This is a genomic window from Furfurilactobacillus milii (genome assembly GCF_009864005.1).
Lineage (GTDB): Bacteria > Bacillota > Bacilli > Lactobacillales > Lactobacillaceae > Furfurilactobacillus > Furfurilactobacillus rossiae_B.
The window spans coordinates 11935-31869 of sequence record NZ_WEZQ01000012.1 but is presented as its reverse complement, the minus strand read 5'-3'; the positions used below and the strand labels follow the sequence as shown (position 1 = coordinate 31869).

Sequence of the window (19935 nt, the reverse complement as noted above, 5' to 3'; positions counted from 1 at the left end):
GCACTTCAAGAAAGTTTGTTGATGGACAGATACGTCCTCAACAAACTTTTTATTTTGCACAATTTTTCCCGATGTTTTCATTAAGTCAACAGTGGAACCAAAATGCCGTTAAACAGGCAATTATTAAACGATTTGACTGGTAAATGATTGAACAGTGATAAAAAAGTTTCTAAAAATATACTGAGAAGCCAGAAACAGTGTTGTCTTTTTGCCATTCGTTCATTAGTATGGAAGATAATTGTGCTCCCTTTATGGTTGAGCCATGGTAAATCTCAATACGAATTAGTTGCATGAATGAAAGAGGAATAACGCATGAAATCGATGATCATCCAAGGAGGCAACCCACTGTCAGGCGAAGTTACTATTGGCGGCGCCAAAAACAGTACGGTTGCACTAATTCCCGCTGCTATCCTGGCTGATACCCCGGTTCAATTTGATTCTGTTCCGGACATTTTGGATGTACATAACTTGATGGCCATCCTCGAATCAATGAACGTTTCATCACACTTTGAAAATGGTGTGCTGGATATTGATCCAACGCATATCGAAGAAAATGTTTTACCAGGTAAGGCAATTAAGAGTTTGCGTGCGTCATATTACTTTATGGGAGCCTTACTGGGTCGTTTTAGACGGGCTACTGTATCGTTTCCTGGCGGTGATAATATCGGCCCCCGGCCAATCGATCAACACATCAAGGGCTTTAAGGCCTTAGGTGCAGAAGTTACAGAGATTGACGATTCTGTTCATATTGATGCCAGCAAGGGCCTTCACGGCGCACGTGTCTTCTTAGATATCGTGTCTGTCGGTGCCACGATGAACATCATTTTGGCTGCCGTAAAAGCTGATGGCTTAACAGTGATCGAAAATGCCGCTAAGGAACCAGAAATCATCGATTTGGCAACGTTCTTAAATAACATGGGTGCTAAGGTGCGCGGTGCTGGGACAGATGTTATTCGAATCGAGGGTGTGTCACAATTAAAGGCGACTAACACTCACACGATTATTCCTGACCGTATCGAAGCAGGTACGTACTTATCGATGGCGGCTGCCGTTGGCGCTGGTGTTAACATTCAAAACGTCATTCCTGAACACTTGGAGGCTTTCACCGCTAAGTTAATCGAAATGGGCGTCAAGATGGACATCAGTGAAGACAGTATTTATGTGCATAAATCTGAAAAGCTTAAGCCAATTCAGGTTAAAACCATGCCTTATCCTGGCTTTGCGACTGATTTGCAACAGCCAATCACACCGCTGATGGGTCGGGCAGATGGTGCCAGCATCATTATCGACACTATTTATCCTGAGCGAACAAAGCACATTCCTGAACTTAACCGAATGGGCGAAAACATTCGGTTGGAAAACAACATGATTGTTGTCAACCACTGTGATGATTTAACTGGGACCATTGTCGCTGCTGGCGAAATTCGTGCAGGTGCTTCATTGGTGATTGCTGCCTTAATGGCCGAAGGACGCACAACCATTACCAACGCAGAAAATATTTTGCGTGGTTATGATCGCATTTCCGATAAGCTTAAGGCATTGGGTGGACATATACAGATTATTGAAGACACAGATGCAGGTGTTTTCGAATACTAGGCCGACATGTGTTTCGTTAAAGACGTCCAATCGCTGATTTGAAAAGCTGGTTCTAGTAATTTTGAGCAACGATTGCATCGTTCAAACGCGGATTTGTTTGCTACAGTTATAAATTATTGAGTCAAACCAGCTCACAATTATTATTGTCGCTGACTTGCGCATACGCTTAATCCATGCTATATTACTAAAGTTGATTATATGTAACTATGACTCAGCAAATGACTCATGGCAAAGGAGATATTACAATGAAACAAGGCATTCATCCAGATTACCACCAGGTTGTGTTCATGGACTCAACCACTGGCTACAAATTTATTTCTGGCTCCACTGCTACTTCTCAAGAAACAACTGATTGGGAAGACGGCAACACTTACCCATTGATCCGTGTTGAAATCACTTCTGATTCACACCCATTCTACACTGGTAAGCAGAAGTTCACTCAAGCCGACGGTGCTGTTGACAAGTTCAACAAGAAGTATGGTTTGAAGTAAGCGAAATTGAATCAATCTAAAGCTCTTGTCTGCGACTTTACGCTGATAAGGGCTTTTTTTATTTTTCCATGTGCAAATTAAAAAATGTAGGGATAAGATAAAAAGGCATTAATATTTAACTCAGAAAGAGGTAGTTATGGATTCAACGACAACTAAAGTACCACGCTTCGTGTTGTTCTCAATTGTAGGAACAGCGTTACTTTCATTTTGTGGGATTTTAACAGAAACCTCGATGAACGTCACTTTCCCAACGCTCATGAGGCAGTTTCACATTTCTATCGGTGCCGTCCAATGGCTAACGACAGGCTATTTACTCATTGCCTCGTTAGTGATGATTATGGCGTCATATATCCACAAACGGTTTACATTCAAAGCGACATTCGTTACGGCACTTGTATTGTTTGTCGTTGGTTTGGTGGTTTGTGCGGTGGCCATATCTTTTCCAGTTTTGTTGATTGGACGGCTGATTGGCGGGATTGCGACCGGGTTGTGTACGCCCGTGATGTTCGGTATTATTACGCAGTTTGTTCCCAGCTCTAAGATGGGCCGTTACATGTCGATTGGCGGCATGATTTTGGGCTTTGCGCCAACCGTGGGACCTACATATGGTGGTTTGGTGCTGTACTACATGGGGTGGCGAATGATCTTCTGGATTGTGTTACCGATTGTGGCCGTTTCGTTTCTGTTTGGATATTTCAATATTCGCCAACGTGTCGGCACTCAACCGGCGCATTTCGATACGTTAGGCTTTACGCTGATTGCGGTGGCGTTTGTTACCATTTCCTTAGGCTTCAACGATGCATCCAAACATGGTTGGAGTAGCCTCGGATTCTGGGGGCTAGTCCTGGTTGGAATAGTTGCTCTGGTTGGTTATGGATGGTGGGCAACAAGGACGGCTCAACCGCTGATCAATATTGCAATTTTCAAACGGCGAACCTTCGTGCTCAGCTTTTTAACCTACTTGAGTCTGCAATTGAGCAACATTGGCTTGGGCTTTCTTTTGCCAAACTACGCACAGCTGGTCATTGGGGCAAACGCGATGACAGCCGGGCTACTCTTACTGCCAGGGAGTGTTTTACGGACAATATTGATGCCACTCGGTGGTTCATTACTGGATCGTCGTGGACCACGCGTGCCGATTTTAACGGGACTCGTATGTTTGATGATTGCGATGGCTGGCTTTGTGTTGAGCGTCGGCCACCTGTCCGTGGGCTGGATCATCGGTATTTACATTATTTACAGTGTCGGGTTCTCGATGACCTTTAGTAATACGTTGGCAAACGGCATGCAACAGTTGTCGCCTAAACTTATTGGGGATGGTAACGCGGCGTTTAACGCCATTCAGCAATACGCTGGTTCTATTGGGACCGCCGTGATGGCAACGGTTGTGGCAATTAGTCAAAACCAGGCGGGCAAACTGTCTTCTGTTGAAGCCACAGCACGTGGTGGCCTGCACGATTTCATCATTTTGTTAGTGCTCACGATTATCATGATTGTACTAGCTAGTTTTAATTTCAAATTTCAGCAGCAGGATAAAAAAGCTTAATCTGTTCGACAAGTTCGTTATTTGTTCAGTTTAATCAAAAATCCCGACAACCATGAAAACATGGCTGTCGGGATTTTTAGAATTATTAAGTTAATGGTTTAATCTCGTAATGAACGGGTGTTAAACCTGAATAAGACTAGATTTAATGCAACAATCACGCCGGTTGACAGGAACACGGCCCCGTAACCAAACGCGCCAGACACAGTTGAGCCAATCATGGGGCCAACGATGCTCCCCATGGCCATGAATGATTGATTCCATGAGAATACTCGGCCAGTGGTAGAAACAGGGGAGTTCTTTGCCAATAACGTTTGAACGGCCGGCATCATCGTGGCGTCGGAAATACCAATCAGAAAACGGAGCCCGCCTAGTTCCCAAACATTTCGGACAAACGCCATCGGAATGAATACACAGATGGCAAAAATGAAGCCGATGGTCAAAATACGTTCCGTGCCGATACGGTCACCTAACACGCCTAAACGTGGTGCGGCGATGATGGTCGCAATGCCGGGTATAGCGGCCACAAGCCCAGCCACTAAGGAAACAGAGCCTTGACCGTGGAGTAGTTGCCGGACGTACAAACTAAGAATTGGACTGATAGACTGGTTGGCAACTTGAATGATCATGGTGGTAATCAGCATGCCTAAAATGATCTGGGGATGTTTGAAGGAATGAATAACGTCCTTTGTTGAATTGGCGGCTCCTTTTTCAACAGGCGTGAAGTGTTCGTGCACAAACAACCAGCTTAAGAAAAAGACAATCAGTAACAAACCGCCTGTAATGAAGAAAGTTAAACGATAACCGAAACTGGCTGCTAACGTCCCGCCGAGCAATGGCCCCAGCAGGTTGCCGGCAGTGAAACCGGTAACGAGTGTTCCCAATGCTTGACCGGAATGTTCTTTTGGCGATTCCGTAGCTACTAGGGCATTGGCGTTTGAAATGTAACCAGAAAAGACACCCTGAATAAAGCGAAGGCCAATCAGTTGCCAAACATTGGTCACAAGTCCCATAGCGCCAAGCACAATGGCCATTCCCAGTGATGCCCGCAGAATCATCAGTTTGCGACCCTTTCGATCAGCGAGTCGGCCCCATAATGGGGAAACAATAGCAGTAACTAAATATGTAGCGGAAAAAGTGATCCCGGAATAGAAATTAAGCTGAGCAGTTGAAAAATGGCCGAGCGTATCAATATACAGAGACATAAATGGCATGATTTCGCTAAATGCCATGCCGGCAATAAATGTGCCAAACCAGAGGACAAAGATATTTTGTTCCCACGGTAGGCGTTTACGGAAAAGTTGTTGTTTAAGATGTTTGATCAATCGATTTCCTCCTTGAGTGGCACTTTACTTTAACTTAGATGGGTAATGTGGTATTTTTTCGTTAGCAAAATAAATAACAAGATAATATTCTACACCTATTTTATTAGGCATGATGCCAAACGTTTAGGTGGTAAATACTGATGTTACGTTGAAGGGAAAATTTAATGGCTCAAAAAAAGCATCAAAAAGGATCATCTGTTTGGCGGTGGTTTCGTGGCATACTTTTTGTTCTGCTAGTTGCGGTGTCGCTGGTTCTCATTTTTAATGGTCCCATCACCAATTGGTTGGTCAAAACATATCGGCCAACGATTACGCGTACGGATGTCAAAAAAAATGAAAAAACTAAGGGTAATTATGATTTTCGCAGTGTGAACTCATTAGATCTGAAGACCGCTGCCCAGGCGCGTGCTAACCATAAAATTAAGGCGATTGGCTTAGTGGCCATTCCGTCGATCAAATTAAATTTGCAAATTGTTAATGGTGTGTCAGATGCTGATTTAGCATTAGCTACTGGCACACTAAAGCCAGATCAAGTAATGGGACAGGGTAACTATGCAATTGCTGGTCACCGCATGGATCAAAAGGATGCCATGTTTAGTCCGTTATTTTGGAAGAGTCGGGTAGGCCAAAAAATTTATTTGACGGACTTAGCCCATGTTTATGAATACAAGACTACGGAGCGAAAGTTCATTAAAGCGACTCGCGTTGATGTTGTGAATGATGTCCCTGGTCAAAAGCTGGTCACACTAATTACCTGTGATGCAACGGGAGCCAATCGTTTGATGGTCCGCGGTTCTTTAGTTCACAGCTATGACTGGAAAGACGCTCCTGAGGCCGCACTAAAAGGGTTCAGTTACAAACAAAAGGTCGAAACGATTGCATCATAATTCCTGTTTAGACATTGTGATGCTGCCGCTGCGTCAGTGAGAAACGCCATTCCGTGGGAACGGTCTCAGCCCGCTTTGCGGTCTTCGACCTCGCCTTTGAACCCAAGCCCAGGTTTCAAAGCGCGTCCGACAACACTAAATGGCTTAACCCGTGCCATTTAGTGTTGTCGACACGGAATTCTGTTTCTCACTGACTCCGCTTTTCTTGACGTTTAGTTAATCTATGAGTGAAGCGATCATATTGAAGACTGGTCACTTTGGTTAATCGAATTCAGACCTTTTATAGAGTTAATAATGTTGAGACGTGACTTCAATATGAGCTGAAGGGCGGTCAGCATTGAAATCAAGGTATGAAAGTGCTGTTGATTCGGTGGGCTTTGCCGAATTTACAGCACGGACGGTTGCGAAGACTCAGGGGTATCGAGTCTTCGCGACGAGGTGAGAGACCATGATTTTCGGGCTCGAACCGGTCCTATACCAGAATTTCAGTGCTGGCCAACCGTAGGCGCCAGGTCCATATTCATTCCTCTAAAAAATATGCAAACGAAAAATGACGCTGATTCTCAACTTAGAGAGTCAGTGTCATTTCTGTCAGTAATAAAACGATGTTGAGTTAGTGGTTGGCAGCGACAACCTTGTCCAGCCAGTAAGGAAGGACCTCGCTGAGCTGTCTGTAAGTCAATGCAAAATTATGGGAGTACCAGGGATCCGGAATCTCCTGGCCAGCCTTACCGGGAACGATTTCGTAGGCCATGTGGACCTTTGACAGATCTTCAGCGGGCGTTAGTTGTTTTAAGTTGGCTAAGTTTGAACGATCCATCGTAATAATCCAGTCAGCCCAAGCAAAATCCTTGGCAGTGATTGGCCGTGAATGAAGGCCCTCTGCGCTTAAGCCGTGTTCGGCTAACATATGAACGGCTCCGGGATGCGGGGGATTACCTTCTTCCCAGCTGCTTGTTGCCACAGAATCAACATTAATCTTCTCAGATTGTCCGGATTCCGCCACTAAATGGCGAAAAATCACTTCTGCCATCGGGGAGCGGCAGATATTGCCTAAACAGACAAATAATACATTTTGCATAGGTTCCTCCAAATGAATAACGTGCTTAAATGGCTTGTTTATAGTAGTTCCTGCGTTTATTTTGCCGTGATTAATCGACTAATGCAAGTTTAGTGAATTTTTGATTATGTCGCTCACATGGTATAATCTGATTCGACTGCAATAGTAGTTTGCAACAAGTTGATGATTAACGCAATTTAATAAATTAAGTAATTATGGACTCCATAACATCAACACTAGTATCCAGAGATGCGCCTAGAGTGCGCAACGAGAGGTAAAAAATGAAAATGCAATTAGCTGAAATCGCAGCAGCGGTGGATGCACAAAATGAATTGGGCGAATGGTCATCAGTAACGGTGACTTCTGTCCACTTTGATAGTCGTCAATTAACGGCGGGCGCTCTGTTTGTGCCGCTTCCTGGCGAACATGATGGTCACGAATTCATTGCTGGAGCGCGCGCACACGGTGCTGTTGCCAGTTTGTGGGCAGTTAGTCGGGCCGCCGAAGCACCAGCTGACTTCCCAGTATTGCTGGTGGACGATCCGTTGACTGCAATGCAGGCCTTAGCCAAGCATTGGCTGTCAAAAATCAATCCGCAAGTGGTCGCAATTACGGGTAGTAATGGCAAAACAACCACAAAGGACATGACTGCCGGCGTTTTAGGAACGGAATTTAATGTCGTCAAAACATACGCTAACTACAATAATGAAGTCGGTGTGCCATTCACTGTGCTATCGATGGATGCCAACACTGAAGTGTTAGTCGTCGAAATGGGCATGGATCGGTTTGGTCAGCTTGATTTCTTGAGCAAGTTGGTTCAACCAGATGTTGCTGTAATCACAATGATCGGTGAAGCGCACATTGAATTCTTTGGCACTCGGGACAAGATTGCCGATGCCAAGCTAGAAATTACGCATGGTCTTAAGGATGATGGTCGGTTCGTCTTTAATGGTGACGAACCATTGTTGACGAAACGGGCAGAGAATGTGTCTAACGAACATGTGACGTTTGGCCAACAGAGTTCCAATCGCTTATATCCGACAAGCATTGAACAGGACAACGAGTTCCACCAAACGACGTTCAAGGTCAATGCCTGGCCAGAAGAAACGTTTAAGATTCCGTTGTTGGGTGATTATAACGTCAATAACGCATTGGCTGCCTTAACGGTGGGTCAACTGTTCCATATTCGGACGGCTAACTTAGTCAAAGGGCTTGCCGAGGTCAACTTAACGTCTAACAGAACAGAATGGTTGACGGGATTAGCTGGGGAAGCTATCTTGAGCGATATCTATAACGCCAACCCGACGGCGATGAAGGATGTTCTGACGATGTTTGGTGACACACCTGCAGCTGGCCGTCATGTTGCCGTTCTAGGCGATATGTTGGAGCTTGGCGATAATGCAGATGAGTTACACGCCTCAGTTGCCGAGGCGTTAGATCCGACAAAGATTCAAACATTGTATCTGATTGGACCACACATGAAGGCACTGGCGGACAAGGTAATGGATCGCTATGCAGCTGATCAACTGCATTATTATGAGAATGATCAGAAAGCACAGTTAACGACCGATTTAATGGCCGATTTAACTGAAAGCGATGAAGTGATGCTTAAAGCAAGCCACGGTGAACATTTGGAGACCGTTTTAAATGCGCTGCAGAACGGCGTGGCACAGGCATAGTTAGGCAAACTTGCTGGGAGGGTTAATTAAGTTTAACGACTGAGTTAATACTCTTAGTTGCCAAACGACCGCTCACGCGTTAAACTATTACAGTTGCGTTTTTTAGCGTATATGAATGAAAATTGAATAACACACACAAGAATAACAAATCAAAACGGGCATCCCCACGCGTTAGCAGACGGATTTTTGCTAGTGTCGATGAAACCTTTTGATTTGAGGAGGAACTAATTTGAAGTTTGCAGAACTAGGCCTTAATAAGGCGCTATTAAAAGCCATTGATGACAGTGGCTATGAAGAAGCTACCCCAATCCAGGCAGAAACCATTCCGTTGGTCATGCAGGGATTGGATGTCATTGGTCAGGCCCAAACAGGGACTGGTAAAACGGCTGCGTTTGGGTTACCAATCTTGGATAAGATTGATACTGAAAATCCAAACGTCCAGGCATTGATTGTGTCACCAACGCGTGAGTTGGCGATTCAAACTCAAGAAGAACTTTACCGCTTGGGTAAGCATGAACATGCCCGTGTTCAAGTTGTTTATGGTGGTGCAGATATTCGCCGTCAAATTAACAGCTTGAAGAACCACCCACAGATTGTTGTGGGGACTCCAGGTCGGTTACTGGATCATATTAACCGGAAAACAGTTCGTTTGGATCACGTTCAGACATTAGTGTTGGATGAAGCCGACGAAATGCTTGATATGGGTTTTGTTGATGATATTGAAAGTATCATCAAGCAAGTTCCAGAAAAACGGCAAACATTGCTGTTCTCAGCTACCATGCCTGATAAGATCAAACGGATTGGGGTTCAGTTCATGAAGGAACCTCATGAAGTACGGATTAAGGCCAAGGAACTGACCACTGACCTAGTTGATCAGTTCTACGTGAAATCAAAGGAATACGAAAAGTTCGATTTAATGACACATCTGTTCGATGTGCAGGATCCGGACTTGACCATTGTCTTTGGTCGCACGAAGCGTCGAGTTGACGAATTGTCTAAAGGATTAGAAGCCCGTGGCTACAATGCTGCTGGGATTCATGGTGATTTGACACAACAGCGTCGTTCACAGATTCTTAAACAATTCCGTGACGGTAAGCTAGACATTCTGGTTGCGACTGATGTTGCGGCCCGTGGTCTGGATATCTCCGGTGTCACTCACGTTTATAACTATGATATTCCACAAGATCCAGAAAGCTATGTTCACCGGATTGGCCGTACTGGTCGTGCCGGTCATCATGGGACAAGTTTGACGTTTGTTACGCCAAACGAAATGGATTACTTACGTGAGATTGAAAAGCTCACCAAGGTGCGGATGCTGCCCCTCAAGCCACCGTCAGTTGCCGAAGCTTTTGCTGGTCAACTATCAGCTGCTGAAAACAAGGTTGCGGATTTGGTTAAGGAAACAGATACATCCAAGTTTGATAAAGAAGCTACCGAATTACTGGATCGTTATGATGCAGAAGAATTGGTTGCTGCTTTATTGAGTAACTTGACGCCTGGTGATGAACACGACACGCCTGTTCACATTACGCCAGAACGCCCATTGCCTAGTCGTCACGGCGGCGGTCGGGGCAACGGCCGTGGTGGTCGTGGTCACGGTGGCTACCGTGGTAATAACCGCAATGGTCGTAACAACCGGAACTCACATGAACGCGAAAATGGTAACCGTGGTCGTTTTGATCACAAGTCAGGTTCCCGTAACAACAGTTCACGCAGTAACAGTTCCCGGAACGGTGGAAGCAGTAATCATGGTGGCAACAAGCATGGTTACTCAATCAACCATAAATAAGCTAATTACTGCATGAATCAGTTTGAATAGCTAATTCACTGCAGGGTGAGGATTCAGCGACACATCACGTGGAGCTGAATCCTTTTTTCATAGGTCGTTTTTTCGCTGTGTCAGTATGCTATAATTTCGGTTAGACGTTCATGAACAGTGAATTTACTTAACCACGCGTTGTGGTGTGATTAAGTTTTGTGGAGGTTCGGATGATTTACGGAACGGGCATTGATTTAACAGAAATTAATCGGATTCAAACACTAAGGCAACGTTTTGCGGCATTTGTTCCCAAAGTTTTAACACCTGCTGAACAAGACGTTATGAATAAGTTGAAAGGTCAGCGTCAAAATGAATTTTTGGCTGGCCGTTTTTCTGCTAAGGAAGCCTATAGCAAGGCCTATGGGACTGGTTTAGGCAGTGCCGTTGGCTTTCAAGATGTTGAAATTTTGGATGATGATGAGGGCAAGCCACATCTGACCAAACAGCCGTTTGACGGGCCAGCTCATATTTCCATTTCGCACACTGAAACGCTGGTCATGACAGAAGTTATTTTAGAAACCGTGGATTCGACACGGTAACATGAAAGAAGCGATTAATACGGTACCTGCACAGATTATTGGTTTACACCGACCAACAGTGGCCCATGTCAATTTAGCGGCCATTCGTCATAATGTAGAAGCAGAATTAAAACGGACTAAACCAGGTACGGAAATGTTCGCGGTTGTAAAAGCGAACGGGTACGGACATGGCCTTATTGAAGCCGGCCAGGCATGTTTGGAAGCAGGCGCAACAGGTTTGTGTGTCGCCATTTTGGATGAGGCACTGACATTACGGGCGGCCGGAATTACTGTGCCCATCTTAGTGCTCGGCATCACTCAGCATCAGTGGGCCGGTCTCGCAGCTGAACAGGAAATTTCGTTAACAGTAGGCGATTTAGATTGGTTGACGACAGCCTTACCGCTGTTGGCAGATGCCCAGGCTGCGCCCCTGAAGATTCACCTTGGTTTGGATACGGGGATGGGTCGCATTGGCTTCCAAGAACCGGCCGCTTTAAAAACAGCTGTCGACTTCCTGAATGACCATGAGGATGCATTTATCTTTGATGGCATTTTTACGCACTTTGCAACGGCTGATGAACAGGATACAACGTACTTCAATACGCAGTGCCAACGCTGGCAAGCATTTATGGCAGTTCTACCAGAAAAGCCCCGTTATGTTCATGTTTCAAACACAGCTACGTCATTATGGCACGATGCTTGTAACGGCAACATGATTCGCTTTGGTGTCGGCATCTATGGCTTGAATCCGTCTGGTGGTTCGATCACCGCGCCTTATCCATTAGAGCCAGCACTGTCGTTGACGACTCAGTTTGCGTTTGTCAAACATCTGGCAGCGGGCAAATCAGTCAGTTACGGTGCCACTTATACGGCTAAGGAAGATGAGTGGGTCGGCACTTTGCCAATTGGCTATGCCGATGGGTATCCACGGCGAATGCAAGGATTTCATGTTCTTGTTGACGGTCAAGCTTGTGAAATCATTGGTCGTGTTTGTATGGATCAGTTAATGGTTCGTTTGCCACACGAATATCCAGTTGACACGCGTGTAACGTTAATTGGTCAGGATGGTGAACAAACGATTACAATGCAGGACGTTGCTGATTACGCAGGAACGATTCATTATGAAATCGCCACCACCTTAGGCATGCGGGTTCCGCGGGTGTATGAAAACCGGTAAGTATTGGTAAAACGGAATATTACATTTCTGAATTGCAAACGACATTCTGTGGGCTTCATGATAGAATGGATTTACCAAGTTGATTGGTAGTTGTAAAGATGCGGGGGAGTTAGCCATGGCAAGTGATGCACATCAGGTCCCAGTGAGTTTTAACGATACAACACTGACGGATCTTAAAGCATATTGTGAATTTTTTAGTGTTGATCAGGACCAGCTAATTAACACTGTCTTGTGCCATTTTTTAGAAAACCATGAGTCTGCTGATTTAAACAAGTTAGCTCAGGGCTACTTAGCTATGGGTCAACTGAATGAAGAAATCGCGGATGAGTTTTCTGCGTCTGAGGCAGAGGCCTCCAGACTTGACCAGTAGCCGTAACGGGTTAACATTGGTTTAGGAGCTGAATGCTCCGCCTACATATTTTAAAGAGGGTGTCCCAATTGGCAGCAGTTGAAGTTAAACGGGGCGACATATTTTACGCAGATTTATCCCCAGTCGTGGGATCTGAACAGGGCGGCATGCGCCCTGTTTTAATTGTGCAAAACAACATTGGGAATCATTACAGTCCAACGGTGATTGTCGCCGCTATTACAGCAAGAATCAGTAAACCAAAAATGCCGACACATATCGGTATTCCGGCGGATCAAAACGGAGTGGGCAAGGATTCAGTTATCTTGCTTGAACAAATTCGTACGATTGACAAGCAACGTTTACGCGATCGCGTGACGCATCTCGATAATGGCGCCATGAAGCGTGTTGATCATGCGCTTGGTATCAGTGTTGGATTAGTCGAACGAAATTAAATTAAAAAAAGAGCATTCATGAGTTTCAAATTCTCATGAGTGTTCTTTTTGTGTTCGGGGCAATTTTTCGTAGTATTGGTTTAGAGCCTAGCTTTCGCCTTCGGTTGGCCGCTTTTGAAACCGATTGTGGGACCGGTTCAAGCCGGAAGTGCACCGTCTTTCACCTCGCCGCAAAGCCTCGTGAAAGGCCGAGTCATTTCGACCGTCCGTGATGTAAACCCGAAAAATGCATTCGGATTAACATCACCTTCATAATCGGTTTCAACGCGGCCGCCCTAGGGCTGATGCAACAGTAGGTTGCCACTAAAGCGACAAATGCTGTACGCAAATACGAATTACAAGCTGTACATCGACGACCAGACTGTTGCTACATTCCCAACGCTGAGTGAGAATAGCCAACGTTTATCAGACAACGTGCTAACAGTGACGTCTTTTCTAAACTGCGCTTTTGAAATCGTTGGCCTGTTCTTGATGATTGCAAAGGGTGTGGTGGTGAAGTTACTTAACTTTAGTAGCTGGAAGGCGTCAGTGTTGAAACCGACTGTGAAGGCGGCGTTAATTCGGTGAACTGTCCGAATTTAGGCCGCGGACGAGCTTTGAGACTTCGGGTTATGAAGGCTTAAAGTCGAGGTGGAAGACTGCGGAGCAGGCTGAGACCGGTCCCCACAGGAGGTTTCAAAAACTGACAACTGGAAGCGGACGGGTAAAACACTGCAATTAAATTTTTAGGAGTAGCATCCAACAAAAAAGCAGGTACCAGACCGACGTTTTCGTCAATTTGTTACCTGATGTTATTGAATAGTCATCCAACAGGCGGCTATTCCGTTTTTAAGTTTTCAACTTCCGACACACGGAACTGTTTGCGATTCAACGCCTTGATGATTTTCTCGCAACGTTCTTCATCCACATCGGCAGGAAGGGTAAACAACGTCCGGTGAACGAGTTCGCCAGCCTGCACATCCAGGGTCATACATGAAGCGATGGATGTGTATTTAGTAATGATCTTCGACATGTTTGTCAGATCACCACGTTCACCTTGTGAGACAACAGTTAAAACATAACTACCAACGTTGAAGTTCCAACTTTGTGACAGCATATCCAGCAGTCGAGTATGAGTCAAAATACCGTAAAAGTAATTATTTTCATCCAAAACAGCGATGTACGGCAAATCTTTAATTGAGAAGAACACCTTGAAGAAAGCATCGTTGATGGAAATAAACTTAGTCGCATTTTTTAATAGTGTTGTTACAGGTAGGCTCATGTCACCACCACGAGACTTATGACGGTAAATGTGCATCTTGTAAATGTTACCGCGGAAAATTTTACCAGTTTCATCTAAAATGGGCACGCAACGAAAGCCTGAATCTTCAAGAACCTTCAGTGCTTCTTCCAATGACACATCTTCGCGGACGGTCGTGATGCTCTCGTAGGGTTTAACGAGTGTTTTTAATAACATAGGTGTTCCTCCAAAAATTAAAAAATGATAAGAATAGTTGCAATCATCATACCACATTCAGGACCCAAAAAGGGGACTCGTAAATTTATAATTCATTTGCAATGACCTGACCGTTAACGTCAAACCCCTGTAGGATAAAAAAACGCCGATGCCCGGATATCCAAGCGTCGACGCCTTAAATGTTTCAAAGAATGTTGATTACAAACCAGTTTCCTTAAAGCCGTTTTCACGAACTTCTTTTAAGGTTGCTGCTGATTTGCGCATCTTTTCCATTTCACTATCAGACAATGGTACTTCCACAACGTGGTCTAAACCTTCACCGTTAATAACGGCTGGGGTACCAATAAAGGTATCAGTTAAACCGTATTGGCCGTCTAATGCTGCACCAACAGGTAAAATTGCATTTTCGTCACGTAAGATGGCACGTGAGATCCGCATCAAAGCAGTGGCGATACCGTAGAAAGTTGCGCCCTTGCGGTTGATGATTTCGTAAGCTTTGTTACGAGTTTCGTCTTCGATCTTTTCAAGTTCTTCACGAGAAACACCTTGGTCTTTAGCAATCATTGATAATGGCTTACCAGCAATTGTTGCTTCGTCCAAGTTAGCGAATTCTGAGTCACCATGTTCACCCATGATAAAGGCGCTAACGTCACGTGCGTCAACGTTAAACTTCTTACCCAAAGCAACGCGTAAACGTGATGTATCCAAAGAAGTACCAGAACCGATGACACGGCTCTTGTCGAAACCGGAGAACTTCCAAGTGGCATAAGTCAAAATGTCGACAGGGTTTGCAGCAACTAAGAAGATGCCTTTGAAGCCTGAGTCAACGATTGGTTTAACAATGGTTGATAAAATCTTGAGGTTCTTGTTAACCAGGTCCAAACGTGTTTCGCCTGGCTTTTGTGGTGCGCCAGCTGTGATAACAACTAGGTCAGCATCCTTAGCATCGCTGTATTCACCAGAGTAAATCTTCTTTGGTGAAACCCAGGCAAGCGCATCTTCAAGATCGAGTGCGTCCCCTTCAGTATGGTCTTTAAGGATATCAACAATGACAAATTCTTCTGCGAGTCCTTGTTGTGCCATGGCAAATGCGTAACTGGAACCAACAGCGCCATCGCCGACTAGTACAACTTTTTGATGATTTGCAGCCAAAATAATCATCCCTTCACAATATAAAATTTTATTTTGAAACCACTGTCATTATATCATAGGGGACTTTGTGAAATACAGGAATAAGTCGTTTGTCATGAGGTTCTAATGAGTGTGATGCACCAGCGTTTGTGCTATAATTGATGCCTAGACAGAAGTAGGGTGTTTGCCGCACAAGGCAGGCGCCAATGACAGCGAACCAATGCGCAAAAGTGGCTGGTAGATCACGTGATTGTGATTTACCAGCACTTTTGCATGTTTTCAAACGTTGGTTAAGTTTACGAATAAATTGAGGTTATCAAATAATGAAAATGATTGTTGGCTTAGGAAATATTGGACCGCAGTATGACCGCACGCGACATAATGTCGGTTTTATGGTGATCGACCATGTTGCCGAAGAATACGGTGTGACATTCAAACGTGCTAAACAAGAAGCACTGATTGGCAGCACATTAATCAGTGGTGAAAAAGTCTTACTGGTTAAACCGACGACATACATGAATGATTCAGGGCGTGCAGTACGTCCACTAATGGACTATTACAACATTCCGTTGGAAGATGTCATGATTGTCCATGATGATATGGACTTACCAATTGGTAAAATTCGTTTGCGCCAGAAAGGTTCTGCGGGTGGACACAATGGCATTAAGAGCATCATTGCTTACGTTGGCACACAAGCCTTTAAGCGGGTGCGTGTCGGTATTGACCACCCAACCCGAATGAGTGTCGTTGACTATGTGCTTGGCCGCTTCACTGCTACTCAGACGATTGGCATTCGTAGTGGTATGGACGAAGCTCAGGCCGCAATTGAGAAGTGGGTTGAAGGCACAAAGTTCGATGAAGTAATGAACGAATTTAATTAAATTATCACGGACTACTAGAAAGGTTGTTTATGGAAATTCAGGATTTTATGCGCCGTGCGCCTGAATATCAGCAAATTGTTGCCGCAACTAATATGGGACGACAATTAGTAACTGGTATTAACGGCTCAGCGCGGACACTGTTGATGGCGACCATGTTCATGGATCAGCAGCAAACACAGCTAATGATAACGGATACGGCATTTCATGCTGGTCAATTGGTAAATGACTTACAAAATTTATTGCCTGACAACCAAGTTTTTAATTTTCCTGCAGAAGAAATGCTGGCTACTGAAATTGCCACCAGTTCACCAGAATCACGGGCGGAGCGAGTGCAGGCTTTGCACGCGTTACAATCTGACCAGCCGGTCATGGTAGTGACAGATCTGGCCGGATTACGGCGTTTCTTGCCGCAACCTGCTGATTTTAAGCAAGCCAGTTTGATAATTGAAACAGGCAAAGACTATGACATGGCCAACTTGCAAACGCAGTTACACCAAATGGGTTACGGTCACGAGCAGTTAGTGGCACGACCTGGTGATTACGCGATCCGTGGTTCAATTATGGATATTTACCCATTGGACGCGGATTATCCGGTACGGATTGATTTCTTTGACACTGAAGTGGATTCTTTGCGGACGTTTGATCCAGAGAACCAACGTAGTATTGATACGATTGATAACGTAACGGTTTTGCCGGCAACTGAATTCTTGGTCAGCGATGCGCAACTAGCTGCCGGTAAGAAAGCATTGCAAAAGCAAGTTAACAAACAGGCCGAATCGTTGACTGGCGAAGATAAGAAGGCTTTGTTAGCTCATTTTAGTGTATTGCTAGCTGACGATGCGACACCGAGTGCCACCCCTGAATTAGGACTGTATGCGAACTTGTTTTATGACCAAACGGCTGGGCTGATGGATTACTTGCCCAAAGATGCGGTGGTATTAGTTGATGACTATGGTCGTTTACTAGATACTGATCGACGTATTGATGAGGACGAGGCCAACTGGATCACCGACCGTTTGCGAACTCACGAAATGTTACCTGATCAGGACCTAAGCCTAGATTTCCGAACAGTCATGCGGGAAGTTAAGCGCCCACAGATCTTCTTCTCACTGTTTCAGAAGGGGATGGGTAACGTCCGGTTTAACAAGCTGACAAATTTTGTCAGTCGTGAAATGCAAAAGTTTTTCGGTCAGTTGCCTGTATTAAAGGGTGAGGTTGAACGCTGGCAAAAACAGAAGCAAACGGTTGTCATTATGGTCAACAATGAGGACCGGATCAGTAAGGTCAACGATACGCTTCACGACTTTGGCATTTCCGCTTCGCTGGATAAGGCAACTAACCTGACGCCGGAAAGTGTTCAGGTTGTGCCTGCTACATTACAAAGTGGGTTCGAATTGCCGAGTGCTAACTTGGTGGTCATTACGGAAACCGAAATGTTTGCCAAGGTGACTAAAAAACGTGCGCGTCGGCAGACTTTGGCTAACGCTGAGCGGCTGCGCAGTTACACGGAATTGAAGCCGGGTGACTACGTGGTTCACGTCAACCACGGAATTGGTCGTTTTGAAGGGATGCAGACCATGGAAGTGGATGGTGTGCACCAGGATTACATCACAATTGATTATCAAAACAATGCGAAGATTTTTATTCCAGTCACCCAGTTAAATCTGATTCAGAAATATGTTTCATCTGAAGACAAAACTCCGCGCATCAATAAACTTGGCGGGACCGAGTGGGCCAAGACTAAAAGCAGTGTGGCCCGCAAGATTGAGGACATTGCGGATGAACTGGTGGATCTTTACGCTGCTCGTGAAGCACAAAAAGGCCATGCCTTCCCCAAGGACGACGCCTATCAAGAGGAGTTTGAAGCCGCCTTTCCTTATGTGGAAACACCGGATCAGCTTAGAAGCACGGATGAAATTAAGCATGATATGGAACGTAACAAGCCGATGGACCGTCTGTTAGTTGGGGATGTTGGTTTTGGTAAAACGGAGGTTGCGCTCCGGGCTGCGTTTAAAGCCATTGAGGATGGGCGTCAGGTGGCCTTTTTAGTGCCAACGACCATTTTGGCTCAGCAGCATTACGATACCATGGTGTCACGATTCGAAGGTTTTCCGATTAAAATCGGCATTCTGTCACGGTTTGATACGCCAAGCCAGATGCGGGCAACGTTGGCTGAGCTAAAAGCTGGTGATATTGATATCGTTGTTGGGACGCACCGTTTGCTATCAAAAGACGTGGAATTTAAGGACCTCGGTTTATTGTTAGTTGATGAAGAACAGCGTTTTGGGGTCAAACACAAGGAACGAATCAAGCAAATGCGTTCTTCAGTAGATGTCTTGACGCTGACGGCCACTCCAATTCCACGAACTCTGAATATGTCAATGATTGGCGTGCGCGATTTGTCAGTTATCGAAACACCGCCAGCCAATCGTTATCCGATTCAAACCTATGTGATGGAAGCTAGTCCAGCTGCATTACAAGATGGCATTGCTCGTGAAATGGCTCGCGGTGGCCAAGTATTTTACCTGCATAATCGTGTTGACGACATCGAGCGGGTCGTTGAACAAATTCGTCAACTAGTGCCCGAAGCACGGGTTGCTTATATTCACGGTAAGATGAGTGAAAACCAGTTGGAAAGTGTACTCTACGACTTCATTCGTGGTGAATACGATGTGCTTGTAACGACGACGATTATCGAAACTGGTGTGGATATTCCCAACGTTAATACGCTGTTTGTGGAAAACGCCGACAGGATGGGTTTATCTCAACTTTATCAGTTGCGTGGTCGGATTGGTCGGAGTAACCGTGTGGCATATGCGTACTTCACTTATCAACCGAATAAGGTACTGACAGAAGAAAGTGAAAAACGGCTTGAAGCGATTCGTGATTTCACTGAGTTGGGCTCTGGATTCAAGATTGCCATGCGTGATCTCTCAATTCGTGGTGCCGGTAATTTACTTGGCCAGCAGCAGCACGGGTTTATTGACTCCGTTGGCTATGACCTGTATACGCAAATGTTGTCGCAGGCGGTCGCTAAGAAACGTGGTAAAGAGGTGAAGGTTCGTTCTGACACCGAGATTGAACTAGGTGTCGAGGCTTACTTGCCAACAACTTACATTGAGGATCAACGTCAGAAAATTGAAATTTACAAACGAATTCGTGAATTGGAAAATGAAGACCAGTATGTGGAAGTCGACGAAGACCTGATTGATCGGTTTGGCGATTACCCAACTGAAGTTGCCAATCTCCTAGCTATCGGTCACCTTAAGATGGTGGCTGATCAAGCCCTGATTAGTAAAATTCGGCGTGTGGACGACAACATTAATGTGACTTTGTCCAAACAAGGAGCTGTGTTGTTCAATGGTGAAGATATCTTTAAAGCGTTGGCTAGCAATAAATTACGGGCGACAGTCAGTGACGAAGATGGTAAGATGATGGTCAAACTTGTGATTCAACCGAAGATGACCGAGGCCCAGTGGTTAGCATCTCTGTCTGCGTTTGTCAGTGCCTTGGCGGATAGGGCCGAAGAATTGACCACTACGGCATCAACGGCTGAACGAAAGGAGTAGCC

The 19935-nt window shown here is 45.2% G+C and carries 17 protein-coding genes; 13 read left to right on the top strand and 4 right to left on the bottom strand.

Translation table 11 applies throughout. The features are described from left to right. Window positions 1–312 precede the first annotated feature (312 nt). The 3 genes from murA (at window position 313) to GB993_RS07255 (ending at window position 3633) form a co-directional block, all read left to right on the top strand. Window positions 313–1596, top strand: a complete 1284-nt coding sequence (murA, locus tag GB993_RS07265) for a UDP-N-acetylglucosamine 1-carboxyvinyltransferase (RefSeq protein WP_017260506.1) — start codon at window positions 313–315, stop codon at window positions 1594–1596. 245 nt (window positions 1597–1841) lie between these two features. Further along, window positions 1842–2087: a type B 50S ribosomal protein L31 gene (locus GB993_RS07260; protein WP_017260504.1), complete on the top strand. Its 246-nt coding sequence runs from the start codon at window positions 1842–1844 to the stop codon at window positions 2085–2087. 136 nt (window positions 2088–2223) lie between these two features. Then, window positions 2224–3633: a DHA2 family efflux MFS transporter permease subunit gene (locus GB993_RS07255; protein WP_161003708.1), complete on the top strand. Its 1410-nt coding sequence runs from the start codon at window positions 2224–2226 to the stop codon at window positions 3631–3633. 98 nt (window positions 3634–3731) lie between these two features. On the opposite strand, the gene GB993_RS07250 is transcribed toward GB993_RS07255, so the two are convergent. Then, entirely contained in the window at window positions 3732–4955 is a 1224-nt protein-coding gene (locus GB993_RS07250; protein WP_161002316.1) for a multidrug efflux MFS transporter, read from the bottom strand. Window positions 4956–5119: 164 nt separating this feature from the next. Here GB993_RS07250 and GB993_RS07245 point away from each other — a divergent pair, with 164 nt between their 5' ends. After that, window positions 5120–5842 (top strand): class A sortase, encoded by a 723-nt coding sequence (locus GB993_RS07245; RefSeq protein WP_161003707.1) that lies wholly within the window; start codon window positions 5120–5122, stop codon window positions 5840–5842. Between the two features lie 613 nt (window positions 5843–6455). Here the strand turns inward: GB993_RS07245 and GB993_RS07240 are convergent. Further along, window positions 6456–6923 (bottom strand): low molecular weight protein-tyrosine-phosphatase, encoded by a 468-nt coding sequence (locus GB993_RS07240; protein WP_161003706.1) that lies wholly within the window; start codon window positions 6921–6923, stop codon window positions 6456–6458. Between the two features lie 260 nt (window positions 6924–7183). Between GB993_RS07240 and GB993_RS07235 the strand changes: the two genes are divergently transcribed. The 7 genes from GB993_RS07235 to GB993_RS07205 all read left to right on the top strand — a co-directional run bounded on the left by GB993_RS07235 (window position 7184) and on the right by GB993_RS07205 (window position 13463). Next, window positions 7184–8581 carry a UDP-N-acetylmuramoyl-tripeptide--D-alanyl-D-alanine ligase gene (locus GB993_RS07235; RefSeq protein ID WP_161003705.1) on the top strand — a complete coding sequence of 466 codons (1398 nt, stop codon included), beginning with the start codon at window positions 7184–7186 and terminating at the stop codon, window positions 8579–8581. 229 nt (window positions 8582–8810) lie between these two features. Then, window positions 8811–10370, top strand: a complete 1560-nt coding sequence (gene cshA, locus GB993_RS07230; protein ID WP_161003704.1) for a degradosome RNA helicase CshA — start codon at window positions 8811–8813, stop codon at window positions 10368–10370. Between the two features lie 200 nt (window positions 10371–10570). After that, a complete protein-coding gene (acpS, locus tag GB993_RS07225) occupies window positions 10571–10939 on the top strand; it encodes a holo-ACP synthase (RefSeq protein ID WP_017260497.1) in 369 nt (122 codons plus the stop codon). 1 nt (window position 10940) lies between these two features. Next, window positions 10941–12095 carry an alanine racemase gene (gene alr, locus GB993_RS07220; protein WP_161003703.1) on the top strand — a complete coding sequence of 385 codons (1155 nt, stop codon included), beginning with the start codon at window positions 10941–10943 and terminating at the stop codon, window positions 12093–12095. Window positions 12096–12210: 115 nt separating this feature from the next. Next, on the top strand, window positions 12211–12465 hold the full coding sequence (locus tag GB993_RS07215) for a hypothetical protein (protein ID WP_017260495.1): 255 nt from the start codon (window positions 12211–12213) through the stop codon (window positions 12463–12465). A 68-nt stretch (window positions 12466–12533) separates the two neighbouring features. Further along, complete coding sequence (locus tag GB993_RS07210) at window positions 12534–12896, top strand: type II toxin-antitoxin system PemK/MazF family toxin (protein ID WP_017260494.1); 363 nt, start codon at window positions 12534–12536, stop codon at window positions 12894–12896. A gap of 315 nt (window positions 12897–13211) precedes the next feature. Next, window positions 13212–13463, top strand: a complete 252-nt coding sequence (locus tag GB993_RS07205; protein ID WP_161003702.1) for a hypothetical protein — start codon at window positions 13212–13214, stop codon at window positions 13461–13463. A gap of 250 nt (window positions 13464–13713) precedes the next feature. Here the strand turns inward: GB993_RS07205 and cbpA are convergent, their stop codons facing one another. Further along, a complete protein-coding gene (gene cbpA, locus GB993_RS07200; protein ID WP_017260492.1) occupies window positions 13714–14352 on the bottom strand; it encodes a cyclic di-AMP binding protein CbpA in 639 nt (212 codons plus the stop codon). Window positions 14353–14550: 198 nt separating this feature from the next. Further along, the gene (locus tag GB993_RS07195) at window positions 14551–15513 is read right to left on the bottom strand and encodes an L-lactate dehydrogenase (RefSeq protein ID WP_161003701.1); all 963 of its coding nucleotides are present in this window, start codon (window positions 15511–15513) and stop codon (window positions 14551–14553) included. A 293-nt stretch (window positions 15514–15806) separates the two neighbouring features. Here GB993_RS07195 and pth point away from each other — a divergent pair, with 293 nt between their 5' ends. Continuing rightward, window positions 15807–16364, top strand: a complete 558-nt coding sequence (gene pth, locus GB993_RS07190) for an aminoacyl-tRNA hydrolase (protein ID WP_161003700.1) — start codon at window positions 15807–15809, stop codon at window positions 16362–16364. A gap of 29 nt (window positions 16365–16393) precedes the next feature. After that, entirely contained in the window at window positions 16394–19933 is a 3540-nt protein-coding gene (gene mfd, locus GB993_RS07185; protein WP_161003699.1) for a transcription-repair coupling factor, read from the top strand. The last annotated feature ends 2 nt before the right edge of the window (window positions 19934–19935 follow it).